The 14,280-nt window shown below is 58.7% G+C and carries 18 protein-coding genes; 8 read left to right on the top strand and 10 right to left on the bottom strand.

What is annotated here, in order from left to right:
- The first annotated feature begins 340 nt into the window (after window positions 1–340).
- The 4 genes from glnK to sutA all read left to right on the top strand — a co-directional run bounded on the left by glnK (window position 341) and on the right by sutA (window position 3,146).
- A complete protein-coding gene (gene glnK / locus EE949_RS28345; protein WP_002555808.1) occupies window positions 341–679 on the top strand; it encodes a P-II family nitrogen regulator in 339 nt (112 codons plus the stop codon).
- A 32-nt stretch (window positions 680–711) separates the two neighbouring features.
- Window positions 712–2,049, top strand: a complete 1,338-nt coding sequence (locus tag EE949_RS28340; RefSeq protein ID WP_087271566.1) for an ammonium transporter — start codon at window positions 712–714, stop codon at window positions 2,047–2,049.
- A gap of 244 nt (window positions 2,050–2,293) precedes the next feature.
- Window positions 2,294–2,719, top strand: coding sequence for a secondary thiamine-phosphate synthase enzyme YjbQ (locus EE949_RS28330; protein ID WP_122667311.1), 426 nt, complete (start codon window positions 2,294–2,296; stop codon window positions 2,717–2,719).
- A gap of 100 nt (window positions 2,720–2,819) precedes the next feature.
- The gene (gene sutA, locus EE949_RS28325) at window positions 2,820–3,146 is read left to right on the top strand and encodes a transcriptional regulator SutA (RefSeq protein WP_122667310.1); all 327 of its coding nucleotides are present in this window, start codon (window positions 2,820–2,822) and stop codon (window positions 3,144–3,146) included.
- A gap of 234 nt (window positions 3,147–3,380) precedes the next feature.
- Here the strand turns inward: sutA and EE949_RS28320 are convergent, their stop codons facing one another.
- From EE949_RS28320 to lptM, 6 genes are read right to left on the bottom strand one after another with little or no spacing between them, the layout of a single operon-like run.
- The gene (locus EE949_RS28320; RefSeq protein WP_122667309.1) at window positions 3,381–4,073 is read right to left on the bottom strand and encodes an HAD family hydrolase; all 693 of its coding nucleotides are present in this window, start codon (window positions 4,071–4,073) and stop codon (window positions 3,381–3,383) included.
- Window positions 4,066–4,965, bottom strand: a complete 900-nt coding sequence (gene xerC, locus EE949_RS28315; RefSeq protein ID WP_122667308.1) for a tyrosine recombinase XerC — start codon at window positions 4,963–4,965, stop codon at window positions 4,066–4,068. Before xerC ends, EE949_RS28320 begins: the two co-directional genes overlap by 8 nt.
- Before the next feature lie 2 nt (window positions 4,966–4,967).
- Entirely contained in the window at window positions 4,968–5,702 is a 735-nt protein-coding gene (locus tag EE949_RS28310) for a DUF484 family protein (RefSeq protein ID WP_122667307.1), read from the bottom strand.
- Between the two features lie 13 nt (window positions 5,703–5,715).
- A complete protein-coding gene (gene dapF, locus EE949_RS28305; protein WP_122667306.1) occupies window positions 5,716–6,546 on the bottom strand; it encodes a diaminopimelate epimerase in 831 nt (276 codons plus the stop codon).
- A gap of 3 nt (window positions 6,547–6,549) precedes the next feature.
- Window positions 6,550–7,797 carry a diaminopimelate decarboxylase gene (lysA, locus tag EE949_RS28300; RefSeq protein WP_122667305.1) on the bottom strand — a complete coding sequence of 416 codons (1,248 nt, stop codon included), beginning with the start codon at window positions 7,795–7,797 and terminating at the stop codon, window positions 6,550–6,552.
- A 9-nt stretch (window positions 7,798–7,806) separates the two neighbouring features.
- Window positions 7,807–7,953, bottom strand: coding sequence for an LPS translocon maturation chaperone LptM (gene lptM, locus EE949_RS28295; RefSeq protein ID WP_049827215.1), 147 nt, complete (start codon window positions 7,951–7,953; stop codon window positions 7,807–7,809).
- Window positions 7,954–8,190: 237 nt separating this feature from the next.
- On the opposite strand from lptM, the gene cyaY reads away from it, so the two are divergent.
- The 3 genes from cyaY (at window position 8,191) to rnk (ending at window position 9,320) form a co-directional block, all read left to right on the top strand.
- The gene (gene cyaY, locus EE949_RS28290) at window positions 8,191–8,523 is read left to right on the top strand and encodes an iron donor protein CyaY (RefSeq protein WP_122667304.1); all 333 of its coding nucleotides are present in this window, start codon (window positions 8,191–8,193) and stop codon (window positions 8,521–8,523) included.
- Window positions 8,524–8,525: 2 nt separating this feature from the next.
- Entirely contained in the window at window positions 8,526–8,771 is a 246-nt protein-coding gene (locus tag EE949_RS28285; protein ID WP_122667416.1) for a DUF1289 domain-containing protein, read from the top strand.
- Between the two features lie 141 nt (window positions 8,772–8,912).
- Window positions 8,913–9,320 (top strand): nucleoside diphosphate kinase regulator, encoded by a 408-nt coding sequence (gene rnk / locus EE949_RS28280; protein WP_122667303.1) that lies wholly within the window; start codon window positions 8,913–8,915, stop codon window positions 9,318–9,320.
- 140 nt (window positions 9,321–9,460) lie between these two features.
- On the opposite strand, the gene EE949_RS28275 is transcribed toward rnk, so the two are convergent.
- From EE949_RS28275 to EE949_RS28265, 3 genes are all read right to left on the bottom strand, one after another.
- Entirely contained in the window at window positions 9,461–10,087 is a 627-nt protein-coding gene (locus tag EE949_RS28275) for a LysE family transporter (RefSeq protein ID WP_122667302.1), read from the bottom strand.
- A gap of 90 nt (window positions 10,088–10,177) precedes the next feature.
- Window positions 10,178–10,765, bottom strand: coding sequence for a mechanosensitive ion channel family protein (locus EE949_RS28270; RefSeq protein ID WP_122667301.1), 588 nt, complete (start codon window positions 10,763–10,765; stop codon window positions 10,178–10,180).
- 16 nt (window positions 10,766–10,781) lie between these two features.
- Window positions 10,782–12,692, bottom strand: coding sequence for an ATP-binding cassette domain-containing protein (locus EE949_RS28265; RefSeq protein WP_122667415.1), 1,911 nt, complete (start codon window positions 12,690–12,692; stop codon window positions 10,782–10,784).
- A 46-nt stretch (window positions 12,693–12,738) separates the two neighbouring features.
- Between EE949_RS28265 and EE949_RS28260 the strand changes: the two genes are divergently transcribed.
- A complete protein-coding gene (locus EE949_RS28260) occupies window positions 12,739–13,203 on the top strand; it encodes a TIGR02444 family protein (protein WP_122667300.1) in 465 nt (154 codons plus the stop codon).
- Here the strand turns inward: EE949_RS28260 and EE949_RS28255 are convergent.
- Window positions 13,200–14,096 (bottom strand): AlgP family protein, encoded by an 897-nt coding sequence (locus EE949_RS28255; RefSeq protein ID WP_122667299.1) that lies wholly within the window; start codon window positions 14,094–14,096, stop codon window positions 13,200–13,202. The genes EE949_RS28260 and EE949_RS28255 overlap by 4 nt on opposite strands.
- Between the last annotated feature and the right edge of the window lie 184 nt (window positions 14,097–14,280).

Below are 14,280 nucleotides of genomic sequence, written 5' to 3'. Positions count from 1 at the left end.
AATGGCGCACCACTGCGTGCACGAACGCACTTTAGTTGTGCGCTGACATGCCTCGCAGGGCGGTTCCGGTGCCTGAAACAGGGATCAAGAGCCTGTATTCAATGAAAATTCACGAGATGGCAAGCTTTCTGCTTAGTCGCTGATGACCCATGCACTGATGCAGTCGCGTTGACGATTACAGTGCGGCAGGCGGAGCGGGGAATGTTTCGTCAAAAGCGGTTTTCTGGGGTTGGTCGGACCTCCTTCAGGCGACCGATGCGTTACAAAGCCAGGCACTGCGCTTAGACTTGAGTCGGGTTTGTTTTCCTGGGGCAAGTCCACCAATTCGGGAGAAAGTTTCATGAAGCTAGTCACTGCCATCATCAAGCCGTTCAAATTGGACGACGTGCGCGAGTCGCTGTCCGAAATCGGCGTGCAGGGCATCACCGTTACTGAAGTCAAAGGCTTCGGACGTCAGAAAGGCCACACCGAGTTGTATCGCGGTGCGGAATACGTTGTCGACTTCCTTCCCAAGGTGAAGATCGATGTTGCCATTGACGATAAGGATCTGGATCGCGTTATCGAGGCGATAACCAAGGCCGCCAACACCGGCAAGATTGGTGACGGCAAGATCTTTGTAGTGAATCTGGAACAGGCTATTCGCATCCGTACCGGCGAAACCGATACCGACGCAATCTAAGCCGCCAACCCAACGCCCCAGGAGAAAACAATATGACTCTGCGTCAATTCGCAGGGCTAGGAGCCCTGTTGTCCCTCGTAACCCCTGGCTTGGCCATGGCGGCAGACGAAGTGGCAGCCCCAGTCCTCAACTCAGGCGACACCGCCTGGATGCTGACCGCAACAGCCTTGGTGCTGTTCATGACCATTCCCGGCCTCGCGCTGTTCTACGGCGGTATGGTCCGTTCCAAAAACATTCTTTCCGTGATGATGCAGTGCTTCGCTATCACTGGCTTGATCAGCATCCTGTGGGTCGTTTACGGCTACAGCATTGCGTTCGACACCACGGGTATGGAAGAAGGCGTCGTCAACTTCAACTCGTTCTTCGGCGGCATGGGCAAAGCGTTCCTGGCAGGTGTGACACCTGCGAGCATCACTGGCGCTGCGGCTCTGTTCCCTGAAGCGGTGTTCATCACCTTCCAGATGACCTTCGCGATCATCACTCCAGCCCTGATCGTCGGTGCTTTCGCAGAACGCATGAAGTTCTCCGCAATGCTGATCTTCATGGCTATCTGGTTCACCCTGGTCTACGCGCCAATCGCGCACATGGTCTGGGGCGGCGTCGGTGGCTTGATGTGGGACTGGGGAGTCCTGGATTTCGCAGGCGGCACCGTTGTTCACATCAACGCTGGTGTGGCTGGCCTGGTGGCGTGTCTGGTACTTGGCAAGCGTAAAGGCTTCCCTACCACTCCAATGGCACCGCACAACCTGGGTTACACCCTGGTCGGCGCGGCAATGCTCTGGATTGGCTGGTTCGGTTTCAACGCCGGTTCCGCCGCAGCTGCAAACGGCACTGCAGGCATGGCGATGCTGGTTACTCAGATCGCAACCGCCGCTGCCGCACTGAGCTGGATGTTCGCCGAGTGGCTGACCCACGGTAAGCCAAGCGCACTGGGTATCGCTTCGGGTGTTGTTGCAGGTCTGGTTGCAATCACTCCGGCCGCGGGCACTGTAGGCCCGATGGGCGCCCTGATCATCGGTCTGGCTGCAGGCGTGATCTGCTTCTTCTGCGCCACCAGCCTCAAGCGCAAGCTGGGCTACGACGACTCCCTGGATGCTTTCGGCGTTCACGGCATCGGCGGTATCGTCGGCGCAATCCTGACCGGCGTGTTCGCAGCCCCTGCTCTGGGCGGCTTCGGCACCGTAACTGACATCGCGGCTCAAGTCTGGATTCAGTTCAAAGGCGTAGCGTTCACCGTCGTGTACACCGCGATCGTGACCTTCATCATCCTCAAGGTGCTGGACGCGGTCATGGGCCTGCGTGTCACCGAAGAGGAAGAAGCTGTAGGCCTCGACCTTGCGCAACACAACGAGCGTGGCTACAACTTGTAAGCCACTGTAAAAAAATGCCCGGTTTACCGGGCATTTTTTTGTCTGGAGTTTGTCGATAGATTGCCCGGCCAAAACGCTTCACCCGATACAAGAGCAGCATTACAAGGGACATTCCTGACAGTTTGCAGAGATACCCGCCATGTCGGCGAGCAAGCGTTGATGGCTTACACAAAAGACGGATTATTGCGCGCTTTGCTTTTTCTTCCAGCGCGTTAGAATGCGCGCCGAATATGCGGAGAACTGTATGTGGCAACAAACCAGAATTACCCTGCGGGCAAGGCCACGCGGGTTTCATCTGGTAACCGATGAAATTCTTGCAGGCTTGCCCGAGCTGCGAGAGTGTCGAGTCGGGTTGCTGCATTTGTGGCTGCAGCATACCTCGGCTTCGTTGACCATCAACGAGAACGCCGACCCGGCTGTGCGTCGTGACTTCGAGCGCTTTTTCAACCGTCTGGTGCCACAAGGCACCCACGGCTTTGAACATGAAGACGAAGGCCCTGACGATCTGCCGGCGCATTTCAAGGCCAGTTTGCTAGGCTGCCAGTTGGTTTTGCCGGTCTCGGCAGGTCGATTGGCGTTGGGCACCTGGCAAGGTGTTTATCTGGGTGAGCACCGAGATGCTGGCGGTGCTCGCAACGTCCTCGCCACCCTTCAAGGTGAACAGGCCTAACCGCTGTTTTGCAGCGGATGTTGAATTTTTTCCGGCAGCATTCGAAAACGTACGCAGCTGGGCTATAACTAATCTGCTTTCGCAAGTCATGAGGTAGAACATGAGCGACGACGACAACGACGATCTGGTTGATGATCTGGAAGGTGAAGAGGACGGTGAGGAGCTTGCAGCTGCTCCCGAGGACGACGGTGCTGAAGCCGATGACGGTGCGGAAGTTTCGGTAACGCCAACCAAAGGCAAGGCCAAGGCTGCCGTCTCGGTTGATGAACTGCCTAGCGTAGAAGCCAAAAACAAAGAGCGTGATGCTCTGGCTCGCGCCATGGAAGAGTTCCTCGCCCGTGGTGGCAAGGTGCAGGAAGTGGAGGCCAACGTGGTCGCCGATCCGCCCAAGAAGCCTGATAACAAATACGGTAGCCGCCCTATCTAAGGGTGTCTGATGCCGGATGAAAAAAGCCCGCTGTCGCTGCGGGCTTTTTTTTGGCAAAAATTGTCCGCTGGTTCGGGCCTGACGCGGCACTGTAGGACTGATGATGACTGTGGGAGCGGTGCTTGGTCTGGGCGGCATTCCGACGATAAGGCTGGACGCGGTTCACTTTAGATCGCGTCCAGCCTTATCGCGGGCAAGCACCGCTCCCACAGTCATCACAAGCCTCAACATCACCTACACCCAGCGACTCAACACATCCGGCAACTGCGTCAGGCTGCTGATCTCGGCATCCGGCAGCGTGTCTGTTTCCCACGGCTTACCCGCCGGGTTGTACCAGATCGCTCGCATACCAGCTTGCTGGGCGCCTGCGATGTCATCGCCGGGGTGATCACCGATGTGCACTGCGGCGCCAGCCTCAACGTTGGCACGCTTGAGTGCTTCCAGAAATGGAGCCGGGTCGGGTTTGCCGATCCCCAGGTCTTCAGCACATAACGCGAAGGCGAAATAATCGGCCAGTCCCAGACGACGCACATCGGCATTGCCGTTGGTGATCACGCCCAGGGTGAAGGTCCTGGCCAGAATCTCCAGGGTCGGATGAACCTCCGGGAATATCTCGACCTGATGGCGGCCATGCAGGAACACCTCAAACGCCTGATCAGCCAGCTCCTGAGCTTCAGTCGAGGCATAACCGGCGTCTTGCAGTGCATGGAACAGCACCCGCCGCCGCAGGGCGCTGATGCGGTGTTTGAAGGTAGGGTCAGCTTCTACCAGACGCGCACGAATTTCCCACAAATGCTCCACCGGCACCGGGCCAAGCTTGGGCGCGTTGGTAGCCAGCCAGTCACGCAGGATGGCCTCGGCGCTGACGATAGCCGGGGCGGTGTGCCACAGGGTGTCATCAAGGTCGAAGGTGATCAGCTTAATCATGGTCAGAACCTTTACGTTTGGCCCGCGGATGGGCGCTGTCGTAGACCGACGCCAGATGCTGGAAGTCCAGGTGGGTGTAAATCTGCGTGGTCTTGATGTCGGCGTGCCCAAGCAATTCCTGCACAGCGCGCAAATCCTGGGACGACTCGAGCAGGTGGCTCGCAAATGAGTGGCGCAACATGTGCGGGTGCAGGTTCTGCCCCAACTCGCGCTCGCCTACGGCTTTGACCCGTTTCTGAATCGCGCGGGGGCCGAGACGCCTGCCTTGCTGGCTGATGAATACCGCATCATCCTCAGGGTTGGCCAGGGCACGTAGCGCAATCCACGCGTGCAGCGCCTCACGGGCCTTCTTGCCCACCGGCAGGACGCGGGTCTTGCTGCCTTTACCGAGCACCTGCACCAGACCTTCGCTCAAGTCCAGTTGCTCCATATTCAAACTGGTCAGCTCGGACAGCCGCAGCCCTGAAGAATAGAACAGCTCCAGAATGGCCTGATCGCGATGAGCCAGAAAGTCATCTTCCACGCCGCCATCCAGCAGCTGCAAGGCGCGATCGGTATCAAGGGTCTTCGGCAAGCGACGTTCACCCTTGGGAGGCGACAGGCCATTGGCCGGATCGTGTTCGCAGATGCCTTCACGATTGAGATAGTGATAAAGCCCGCGCACTGCCGAGAGCAGACGCGACAGGCTGCGCGAGGATTGACCCTGCTGATGCTGACGGGCGATCAGGCTGCGCAGATGCTGAATGTCCAGCGCAGCCCAACTGCTCAGTTGTTGCTTCTCGCAGTACGCCAACACTTTGTTGAGATCACGGCGATAAGCTTCGAGTGTGTGTGGCGACACTTGGCGCTCACTGCGCAAATGTGTGCAGTAAGCGTCCAGCTGTCGTTCCATCACTAGCGAACCGAGCGTAAGGAGTGGGTGAAGCGCGGCAGCAAACGGCTCAGCACATCGGCGATGTAGTTGAGGAACAGGGTGCCCACCGAGCTTTTATAATGCTGCGGATCGCGACTACCAATGGCCAGCACGCCATGCAGACCGAGATGATTAAGGGTCACAACGGCGGTGGAGCCGACTTCCTTGCCTTGCTCGGCGCCGAACAAAAAGATCAGCTCATGCTCACGTAACGCGCCGCACACGGTCTTGTCACCGATCAAACCACCGATAGCCTTTTGCGCATCGACACTGCTGACCCAACGGCCGACCGGCATGGCGTTGTCACTGAACAGAATCAAACTGACGAAGGGCACCTGGAAGTCCTGACGCAGGCTGTCTTCTACAGCAATCACGATCTCTTCGAGGCTGGCGGCATCCATCAGCGCGAGGTTCAGGCGGCGGGTCTTCTCGAACAGCCGGTCGTTGTCGCGCGCAACGTCCATCAGTTGCGACAAACGATGGCGCATCTCGATATTGCGCTCACGCAACAACTTGAGCTGACGCTCGACCAGCGAGACAGTGTCGCCGCGCTGATGCGGGATACGCATCGACACCAGCAACTCGTCGTGTTCGGCAAAGAAATCGGGACGGTCGAGCAGGTAAGCGATGATCGCCTCTGCTTCAAGATTTGGCGCTGCGTTATCGACCGGCGATTCGCTAGGCTTGTCGGTTGAAGTCTGAGGCTTGTCAGTCATCGCTTTTGCTCACTCATAGACGAACTTGGCCTTCATATACGCGGACCGCAGGACCGGTCATCAGCACCGGATGGCCAGGACCGGCCCATTCGATGGACAGTCGACCGCCCGGTAGATCGATCAGCAGTGGCGAATCCATCCAGCCCTGGCTGATCGCCGCGACCGCTGCCGCACACGCACCGGTGCCACAGGCCTGGGTTTCCCCGGCTCCGCGCTCCCAGACGCGCAACTGTGCACGCTGGCGATCAACGACGTAGAGAAAGCCTACGTTGACCCGTGCCGGAAAGCGCGGGTGGTGTTCAATCTTCGGACCCAGCGCATGCACCGGTGCGTTGTTGATGTCGTCCACACGCAACACCGCATGCGGGTTACCCATGGAGACAGCGGCCAGCTCAACCGTTTGCCCATCAACATCAAGGCTGTAGCTCAGCGCCTGCTCGGTGGCCTGGAACGGAATGTCTGCCGGGACCAGCCGTGGCGGCCCCATATCGACGCTGATCTGGCCGTCATTGCGGATTTCCAGCTCGATAATTCCGCTTTTGGTTTCTACCTTGATCAGGCGCTTGGCGGTCAGACGCTTGTCCAGCACGAAGCGGGCAAAGCAGCGCGCACCATTGCCGCACTGCTCGACCTCGGAGCCATCCGAGTTGAAGATCCGATAACGGAAATCGACATCCGGATTGGTCGGTGTTTCGACCAGCAACAGCTGATCGAAACCGACGCCGGTGTGCCGGTCACCCCATTGTTTGGCGTGCTTGGGCAAAATATGCGCGTGCTGGCTGACCAGGTCCAAAACCATGAAGTCGTTGCCCAGGCCGTGCATCTTGGTAAAACGCAGCAGCATGGGTTACTCCGGCAGCAGGCTTTCGCCAGCAAACAGCTCGGCCACGGTCTCGCGGCGGCGTACTTCGAAAGCCTGCGACCCATCGACCAACACTTCAGCGGTACGGCCACGAGTGTTGTAGTTCGAGCTCATGACAAAGCCATAGGCACCGGCCGAATGCACAGCCAGCAGATCACCTTCAGCCAACGCCAGTTCGCGGCCTTTGGCCAGGAAGTCACCGGTTTCGCAGATAGGACCGACAATATCGTAAGTGCGAGGGGCGCTGTCACGCGGGCGAACCGCAGTCACGTCCATCCAGGCCTGATACAGCGCCGGGCGGATCAGGTCGTTCATTGCCGCGTCGACAATGGCGAAATCCTTGTGCTCGGTGTGCTTGAGGTACTCGACTTGAGTCAGCAGCACGCCAGCGTTGGCGACGATAAACCGGCCGGGTTCGAAAACCAGCGACAGGTCACGGCCTTCCATGCGCTCACGGACCGCCTTGATGTAATCGGAAGCCAGCGGTGGCTCCTCATCGCGGTAACGCACGCCAAGACCGCCACCCAGATCGATGTGACGCAGCAGAATGCCGCAATCGCCAAGACGATCCACCAAGGCAAGCAAACGATCCAGAGCGTCAATGAACGGCTCCAGCGTGGTCAGCTGTGAACCGATGTGGCAATCGACGCCGACCACTTCCAGATTCGGCAACTGCGCAGCGCGCACGTAGACATCTTCGGCGTCAGCGATGGCGATACCGAATTTGTTTTCCTTGAGGCCAGTGGAAATGTACGGGTGCGTACCGGCGTCGACGTCCGGGTTGACGCGCAGCGAGATGGGCGCACGCACGCCCATTTCAGCGGCTACGATCTGCAGACGCTCAAGCTCGTCAGTGGACTCGACGTTGAAGCAGTGCACGCCGACTTCCAACGCGCGGCGCATGTCATCACGGGTCTTGCCGACACCGGAGAAAACGATCTTGTCGGCCTGGCCGCCTGCAGCGAGTACACGCTCCAGTTCACCACGGGACACAATGTCGAAGCCAGAACCCAGACGCGCCAGAACGTTGAGCACACCCAGGTTGGAGTTGGCTTTTACGGCAAAGCAGACCAGATGCGGCATGCCGCTCAGTGCATCTGCATAGGCGTTATATTGCGCTTCAATGTGAGCGCGGGAGTAGACGTAGGTCGGCGTGCCGAAGCGCTCGGCAATCGCAGACAACGCTACACCTTCCGCGAACAGTTCACCGTCGCGGTAGTTGAAGGCGTCCATGGAATACCCTTAAAGATGCTTGTGCGATTGCGACTTGGCCTGGTCGTCGGAAGACTTCTGGTCATCCGGCAGGTACAACGGGCCTTTCTGGCCGCAGGCAGTAACGAGGCAAGCGACCGCGACAAGCGCAGCAAGCGAAGAGATCAGGCGCTTCATGGCGAAATCCTTTGTAAAAGCAGTAATTGCGCCCGAGTATACCGGCCACCCATCGGCTTGCCTACGTGGCGGTCCTCCCGTCCGGCGGGGCTTTGACGCAACGCTACCGAATTGCAGTCGACAAAGCGGATTATTGGCGTCTGTAAGGGTCGTTGGGCGGGTATGCTTTGCATTTGCCTTTAAGCGACCGTATCTTGCGTCGCTGCGCAAACAGCCGACACTTTTTGAGGTTCCCCCATGAGTTTGACCGAAGCCCGCTTTCACGATCTGGTGGATGCCACCCAGCAAGCGCTGGAAGATATTTTCGATGAGAGTGGCCTGGACCTGGACATCGAAAACTCGGCGGGCGTGCTGACCGTCAAGTTCGAAAATGGCACTCAGTTGATCTTCAGCCGCCAGGAACCGCTGCGCCAGCTGTGGCTGGCAGCACGCTCAGGTGGCTTCCACTTCGACTATGACGAAGAAGAGAAGCGCTGGAGCTGCGACACCAGCGATGAGCTGCTGAGCGAAATGCTTGCGCGCCTTACGCTGGATCAGGCGGGCGCAGAGCTCGATTTCGACGAGATTTGATCGTGACCGCTAACACCGCATCAGTCCGCCCGCCCAAGCCGCTGTACAGCAACGTCAGCCCGGCGGTGCCTTCGCCTTGTATCAGTCTGTGTCGACTGGACGAGCAGAAAGTCTGCCTGGGTTGCTTCCGCCATGTGGAAGATATCCGTGAGTGGCGCTCGGCAGACGACAATCGTCGCCGACAAATCCGCGCCAACGCGGACCAACGTCGGGCAGTCGCTGATTCAGACCCGGCTCCCGACGCATAACAGCCCTACCCAGACTGTGCCGGGTTGTGTAATGCCCACGCTGTGTTAGTGTCCAGACATGCTTCATCGATGAAGCCTTCAAAACCCCGCCACTTCAGGCGGGGTTTTGCTTTATGCAGCGCAGAAAAGGAGCCTGCCAACATGTCGACACAACCTTCCATCATTTTGACCCGGCTGGACGTTCAGCGCCTTGAGCAGTTGATCGAGAGCCTTGAAGAAACCACCCCCGGCCTCGAAGCCCTGCAAGCCGAGCTGGACCGTGCCGAACAGGTGGTTGGCCACGAAGAAGTGCCCGCGGGTGTCGTGACCATGAATTCAAAAGTGCATTGCCGCGAAGAAGTCAGCGGCAAGGACTACCACCTGAAGCTCGTCTACCCGAAAGATGCCGGCGCCGAAGGCACGGTGTCTATCCTCGCCCCGGTTGGCTCGGCGCTGCTGGGGCTGCAGGTCGGTCAGCACATCGACTGGCCCGCACCGGGCGGCAAGACCCTCAAGCTGACCCTGCTGGCGGTGGAGTACCAGCCGGAGGCGGCGGGGGAGTATTTGTAGAGCCTTACCTTCTATCAAACGAAATACAGATCATTGAATGGATGCAACATACATGTGGGAGCGGTGCTTGCCCGCGATAAGAACGGCGCGATTTATCCTAGACCGCGCCGTTCTTATCGCGGGCAAGCACCGCTCCCACACTACGCCCTGTGCAACGTCGCCAGGAAACCCGCAGCGCCCACGAACAAACCGGCAAAGGTGCGGTTCATGCGGCGCTGCTGTTTTGGGGTTTTAAGCGCTCGCAATACGCGCGAGGCCAGCCCGGTGTAGCCCGCCATCACCGTCATGTCTACAGCAACCATGGTTGCCATGATTGTCAGGTACTGAGCCAGCAACGGGGCATTGGGATCGATGAACTGCGGCAGGATCGCCAACATGAACACCAGCGCCTTGGGATTGCTGATGTTGACCAGAAAACCTCGGGCAATCAGCGCCATTGGTTTACCGATAGGGCGAATGGTCGAGTCATCGGTCAGGTCGGCGGGCAACGCACGCCACTGCTTGATACCTAGATAGACCAGGTATGCCACACCGAACCATTTGATCAGCGTGAACGCCATGTCCGAAGCGGCGAGTACGGCGCCAAGGCCCGCGGCAACAATTGCAATCTGTGCAATCAGTGCCAATTGCAGGCCCAGAGCGACCCAGTACCCTCGCAGGAATCCATAGCGCAAACCGCTGGACATCGACGCAATAGCGCCCGCACCCGGCGAAAGACTGATTACCCAGCACGCGGCAAAAAAAGCCAGCCATGTTTCGAAAGACATCACACACCTCGGGCGAACACCATAGCCCGCTAAGCTAGTAGCTTCTCGGGCAATTGACTAGGCTCTGCGAGACGGCAACTTCAAAAAAAATCAGTTTTCGGGCGTTTTATCGACTGCGATGGTCGGGAAGCCATCTGTGCCACGCCAGCGGCGTACCGACTTCTGGAAGAACTGGCTGTTGGGGACCTGAACCAGCGCACCGCCCGCTTCGGCAGGCTCGATCAACGTGGTAAACATCAGGTTGATCTCTAATACGCGGCCTTTAACGCCCGGCTTGTCGAGGGTATCCACCAACTCGACCACATCACCGATGCGAAACGGGCCAATCGTGTAAATAAGCACGGCGCACAGCAAGTTGGACAGCACACTCCACATGGCGAAGAACGCCACAGCGGCAACGGCGACAAAGCCCGAGAGCGCGGTCCATAGCACGGTGGCAGAAACACCGAGCTGGCCCAGCACGATGACAAACGCGCTGCCCATGATGAACCAGCGCAAGCCACCACGCAGAGGCAGCAGCAACTCGGGCGGCAATGGATAACGCTCGCCCAGACGGGTCAGAAAACGCCCCACCAGCCGTTGCGCCATGTAACCGGCGACCAGGATCAACAGGATCTGCAGCCCCAGCCAGATCGGCTCCACCCAGTGTGGCGGAACCAGCGATCCAAAAGATTCCATCAATCCCCCAACGTATTTACGAAAGTGCTTCCAGCTCGGCCTGCATGGACTCCAGCAACTCCAGAGCTTCCATCCAGGCTTCTTCCAGCTCGCCCTCGCTCACCTTGAGCTTCGCCTGCTCAGCCAACAGATCGCGCAGTTTGTCTTTGTTGGCGGCCTCGTAATTGGCGCTGTCGGCCAACTCGGCTTCAACCCTGGCAAGCCGCTCATGCAAAGTACCGAGGTCGCGCTCAAGCTTGTCGGCCAGTTTCTTGTGCGGAGCCAGTTGCTGACGCAAGGCAGCTGCCTGCTGGCGTTGCGCCTTTTTATCGGTCTTGTCGGCGTTGACCGGTGTGTTGCTGACGGGCGCATTGCGCAGCCGGTAATCAGCCAGCCAGCGAGCGTAATCTTCAAGGTCGCCATCGAACTCCTGAACACGGCCGTCAGCGACCAGCAGGAAATCATCGGTCGTACTTTTGAGCAGATGCCGATCGTGAGAAACCACCAATACCGCACCGCTGAATTCTTGAAGCGCCATGGTCAACGCCAGACGCATTTCCAGATCCAGGTGGTTGGTAGGCTCATCGAGCAGCAACAGGTTCGGCCTGTCCCAAGCGATCAAGGCAAGCGCCAGACGTGCTTTTTCCCCACCGGAGAAATTCAGTACGGGCTCATCGAGACGCGCGCCACGGAAGTCGAAACCACCCAGAAAATCGCGCAAAGCCTGCTCACGCTCAGTGGGTGCTATGCGTTGCAGGTGCAGCAACGGGCTAGCCTTGGCATCCAGCGAGTCCAACTGGTGCTGGGCAAAGTAACCCACCACCGTGTTCTCACCCCGAGCCATGCGACCGCTCAAGGGCTCAAGCTCACCAGCAAGGTTTTTGATCAGGGTCGATTTACCCGCGCCGTTCGGCCCGAGCAAGCCAATACGAGCGCCTGGAGTCAGTTGTAACTTGACCTTCTCCAGCACCGCTCTGTCGCCATAACCCAAGCGAGCGTCGGACAGGTCCAGCAGCGGGCTGGAGATCTTGCTCGACTCGCGGAAGGTGAAATCGAACGGCGAATCCACATGCGCCGCAGACAGTTCTTCCATTCGCTCCAGCGCTTTGATCCGGCTCTGCGCCTGCTTGGCCTTAGTCGCCTGAGCCTTGAAGCGGGTGATGAATTTTTCCATGTGCGCGCGCTGCGCCTGCTGCTTCTCGTAGGCCTGTTGTTGTTGGGCCATACGTTCGGCGCGGGCGCGCTCGAAAGCACTGTAACCGCCACGATAAAGCGTGATCTTGCGCTGCTCGACGTGAGCCACATGATCAACCACCGCATCGAGAAAATCCCGGTCGTGGGAGATCAGCAGCAGAGTGCCGGGATAGCTTTTCAGCCAGTCCTCAAGCCACAGGATCGCATCGAGATCCAGGTGGTTGGTGGGCTCGTCGAGCAACAGCAGATCCGAAGGGCACATCAAGGCTTGTGCCAGGTTCAGACGCATCCGCCAGCCACCGGAGAAATCTCCGACGGGCTTTTCCATCTGTTCGTTGGTAAAGCCGAGACCGGCCAGCAGCTTGCGAGCCCGAGCGTCAGCGGTATAGCCATCGGCGCTGTCGAGCTCCGAGTGCATACGCGCCTGGGCTGCGCCGTCCTGGCTCGCTTCCGCTTCAGCCAGCAAGCGCTGCACCTCGCGCAAACGCAGGTCGCCATCAAGGACGTAGTCCACAGCGATGCGTTCAAGGGTATCGACCTCTTGACGCATGTGCGCAATACGCCAGTCGGCGGGTAGCAGACAGTCACCGGCGTCGGGGGTCAGTTCACCCCGAAGCAAAGCGAACAGGCTGGATTTACCGGCGCCATTGGCACCGATCAGGCCGGCTTTTTGACCGGCGTGCAGGGTCAGCTCGGCGTCTTCTAGCAGACGTTGCGGGCCACGCTGTAAGGTAAGGCTTTGAAGTCGAATCATAATGGCGGCGGAGTCTACCAGCTTCGTCTCAAACAGGTAGCTCACTATGCCTTCTGACCTTTGGAGTTTCACCCTGGATTTCTACGCAAGACCCGGCGTAGAGCAAGCCTGCCTGAGCCTGCAAACCAGCGGCGCCAATGTTTGCCTGCTCTTGTGCGGCGCGTGGCTTACCCAACGTGGCGTCGTGTGCAATGCCGAGCGAGCGCAGGAAATCAGACAGTTGGCCAACCCTTGGCATGACGAGGTAGTGCGCCCGCTTCGCGAAATACGCACGGCATGGCGTAACGACGCTCAGCATGACGTGTCATTGCGCTTGCTACGTGAGCAAGTCAAAACATTGGAACTGGAAGCGGAGAAGGAGCTGCTGACGAGGCTGGAAGCACAGACCCGAAGTTGGTCAACACATCAAACGGTAGAGCAAGGGGATTGGTTGAGTTGCCTGGCGGGCGAGGCCGCCGGGCAAAATCGCGACGCGCTGCAGACGCTGCGCGCCGCGATGTATCAGCCTTAGGAAGCGCTGGTTGGCGTGGTGCCGGTGGTTGGCGCTGGAGCAGGCGTTGCAGCTGGCGCAGGCGCAGTTGCCGGAGTGGCAGACGGAGCCGCTGGTGCAGGAGCCGTGGCTGGCTTGGCAGCTACAGGCTTCGCGGCAGGCTTGGCAACTGCCGGTTTTGCAGCAGGCTTGGCTGCAACTGGTTTAGCCGCTGGCTTGATTGCAGGTTTGGCTGGTGCGGCTTTAGTCGGCGCTTTTGCGACTGGCTTGGCGGCTGGCTTGCTCGCTGGTTTTGCAGCGGCGGCCGGTGCCTTGGCGGCAGGTTTTGGCGCAGCCTTGGCTGGCGTCGCTTTTACAGGTGCCTTGGCAGCAGGTTTGGCAGCAGCGACTTTAGCCGGAGCCTTGGCCGGAGCTTTCACAGGTGCCTTTGCAGTAGCGGTTTTGGCCGCAGGTGCTTTGGCTTTTGCAGCGACAGCTTTGGCAGGTGTTGCTTTGGCAGGAGCTGGTTTGGCTGCACGGCTGGTCAGTGCCTTGCCGACAGCTTCTTTGACTCGGCCAATGCCTTGAGCCAGCTTCAGACTTTCTTGAGCATCACGCTTGAGTTGCAGAATGTAGCCGCGGGTTTCGCTCTGACGTTCTTTCAGCGCGTCCAGCAATTCTTCCAGCTCAGCCACGGCAGACTTCGCTTTGCCCTGTGCCTTGGCTTTACCAGCGGTAGCGGCGTCTTGCAGTTTGGTACGCGACTTGTGCAGTTTTTCCTGCGCTTTGCCACGCTGCTTTTCAAGCTTGGCGAGCAGTTTTTCAGCATCAGCCAGCGCTTGGGAGCAGGCGTCTTCAAGATGTTCGAGCAGGCTGCTCGACAGCTGTTGTAGCAAATGCAACGGAGTATTTACTGGCTTCTTTTTGGCCGACATGACTTACCTCCTGGCTGACTGATTTGCGGCTCATACTAGACCTCTGTCAGCAGCGCCGCTAGGGCATCTTGACAGTATGAAACGCCCGCTGTTGCATAGCGGAATAAATGCCTGTTGCAAGCGCTGCCAACGCAGTGCGAAATTCATCTGAAAACACCCGTCACGCACAGGCCATTGCACTGGC

Source organism: Pseudomonas viridiflava (assembly GCF_900602065.1).
Taxonomy (GTDB): Bacteria; Pseudomonadota; Gammaproteobacteria; order Pseudomonadales; family Pseudomonadaceae; genus Aquipseudomonas.
Note: the sequence above shows the minus strand (reverse complement) of the source record. Positions and strands in the feature narration are given on the sequence as shown.

Coding starts and splice junctions, on each gene's coding strand:
- dapF (WP_122667306.1), bottom strand. CDS start 6,546: ATGCTGCTGCGTTTTACCAAGATGCACGGCCTGGGCAACGACTTCATG.
- lptM (WP_049827215.1), bottom strand. CDS start 7,953: ATGAAGCGCCTGATCTCTTCGCTTGCTGCGCTTGTCGCGGTCGCTTGC.
- EE949_RS28330 (WP_122667311.1), top strand. CDS start 2,294: ATGTGGCAACAAACCAGAATTACCCTGCGGGCAAGGCCACGCGGGTTT.
- EE949_RS28320 (WP_122667309.1), bottom strand. CDS start 4,073: ATGATTAAGCTGATCACCTTCGACCTTGATGACACCCTGTGGCACACC.
- EE949_RS28270 (WP_122667301.1), bottom strand. CDS start 10,765: ATGGAATCTTTTGGATCGCTGGTTCCGCCACACTGGGTGGAGCCGATC.
- sutA (WP_122667310.1), top strand. CDS start 2,820: ATGAGCGACGACGACAACGACGATCTGGTTGATGATCTGGAAGGTGAA.
- EE949_RS28255 (WP_122667299.1), bottom strand. CDS start 14,096: ATGTCGGCCAAAAAGAAGCCAGTAAATACTCCGTTGCATTTGCTACAA.
- cyaY (WP_122667304.1), top strand. CDS start 8,191: ATGAGTTTGACCGAAGCCCGCTTTCACGATCTGGTGGATGCCACCCAG.
- EE949_RS28265 (WP_122667415.1), bottom strand. CDS start 12,692: ATGATTCGACTTCAAAGCCTTACCTTACAGCGTGGCCCGCAACGTCTG.
- EE949_RS28340 (WP_087271566.1), top strand. CDS start 712: ATGACTCTGCGTCAATTCGCAGGGCTAGGAGCCCTGTTGTCCCTCGTA.
- EE949_RS28310 (WP_122667307.1), bottom strand. CDS start 5,702: ATGACTGACAAGCCTCAGACTTCAACCGACAAGCCTAGCGAATCGCCG.
- glnK (WP_002555808.1), top strand. CDS start 341: ATGAAGCTAGTCACTGCCATCATCAAGCCGTTCAAATTGGACGACGTG.
- EE949_RS28275 (WP_122667302.1), bottom strand. CDS start 10,087: ATGTCTTTCGAAACATGGCTGGCTTTTTTTGCCGCGTGCTGGGTAATC.
- xerC (WP_122667308.1), bottom strand. CDS start 4,965: ATGGAACGACAGCTGGACGCTTACTGCACACATTTGCGCAGTGAGCGC.
- lysA (WP_122667305.1), bottom strand. CDS start 7,797: ATGGACGCCTTCAACTACCGCGACGGTGAACTGTTCGCGGAAGGTGTA.
- rnk (WP_122667303.1), top strand. CDS start 8,913: ATGTCGACACAACCTTCCATCATTTTGACCCGGCTGGACGTTCAGCGC.
- EE949_RS28260 (WP_122667300.1), top strand. CDS start 12,739: ATGCCTTCTGACCTTTGGAGTTTCACCCTGGATTTCTACGCAAGACCC.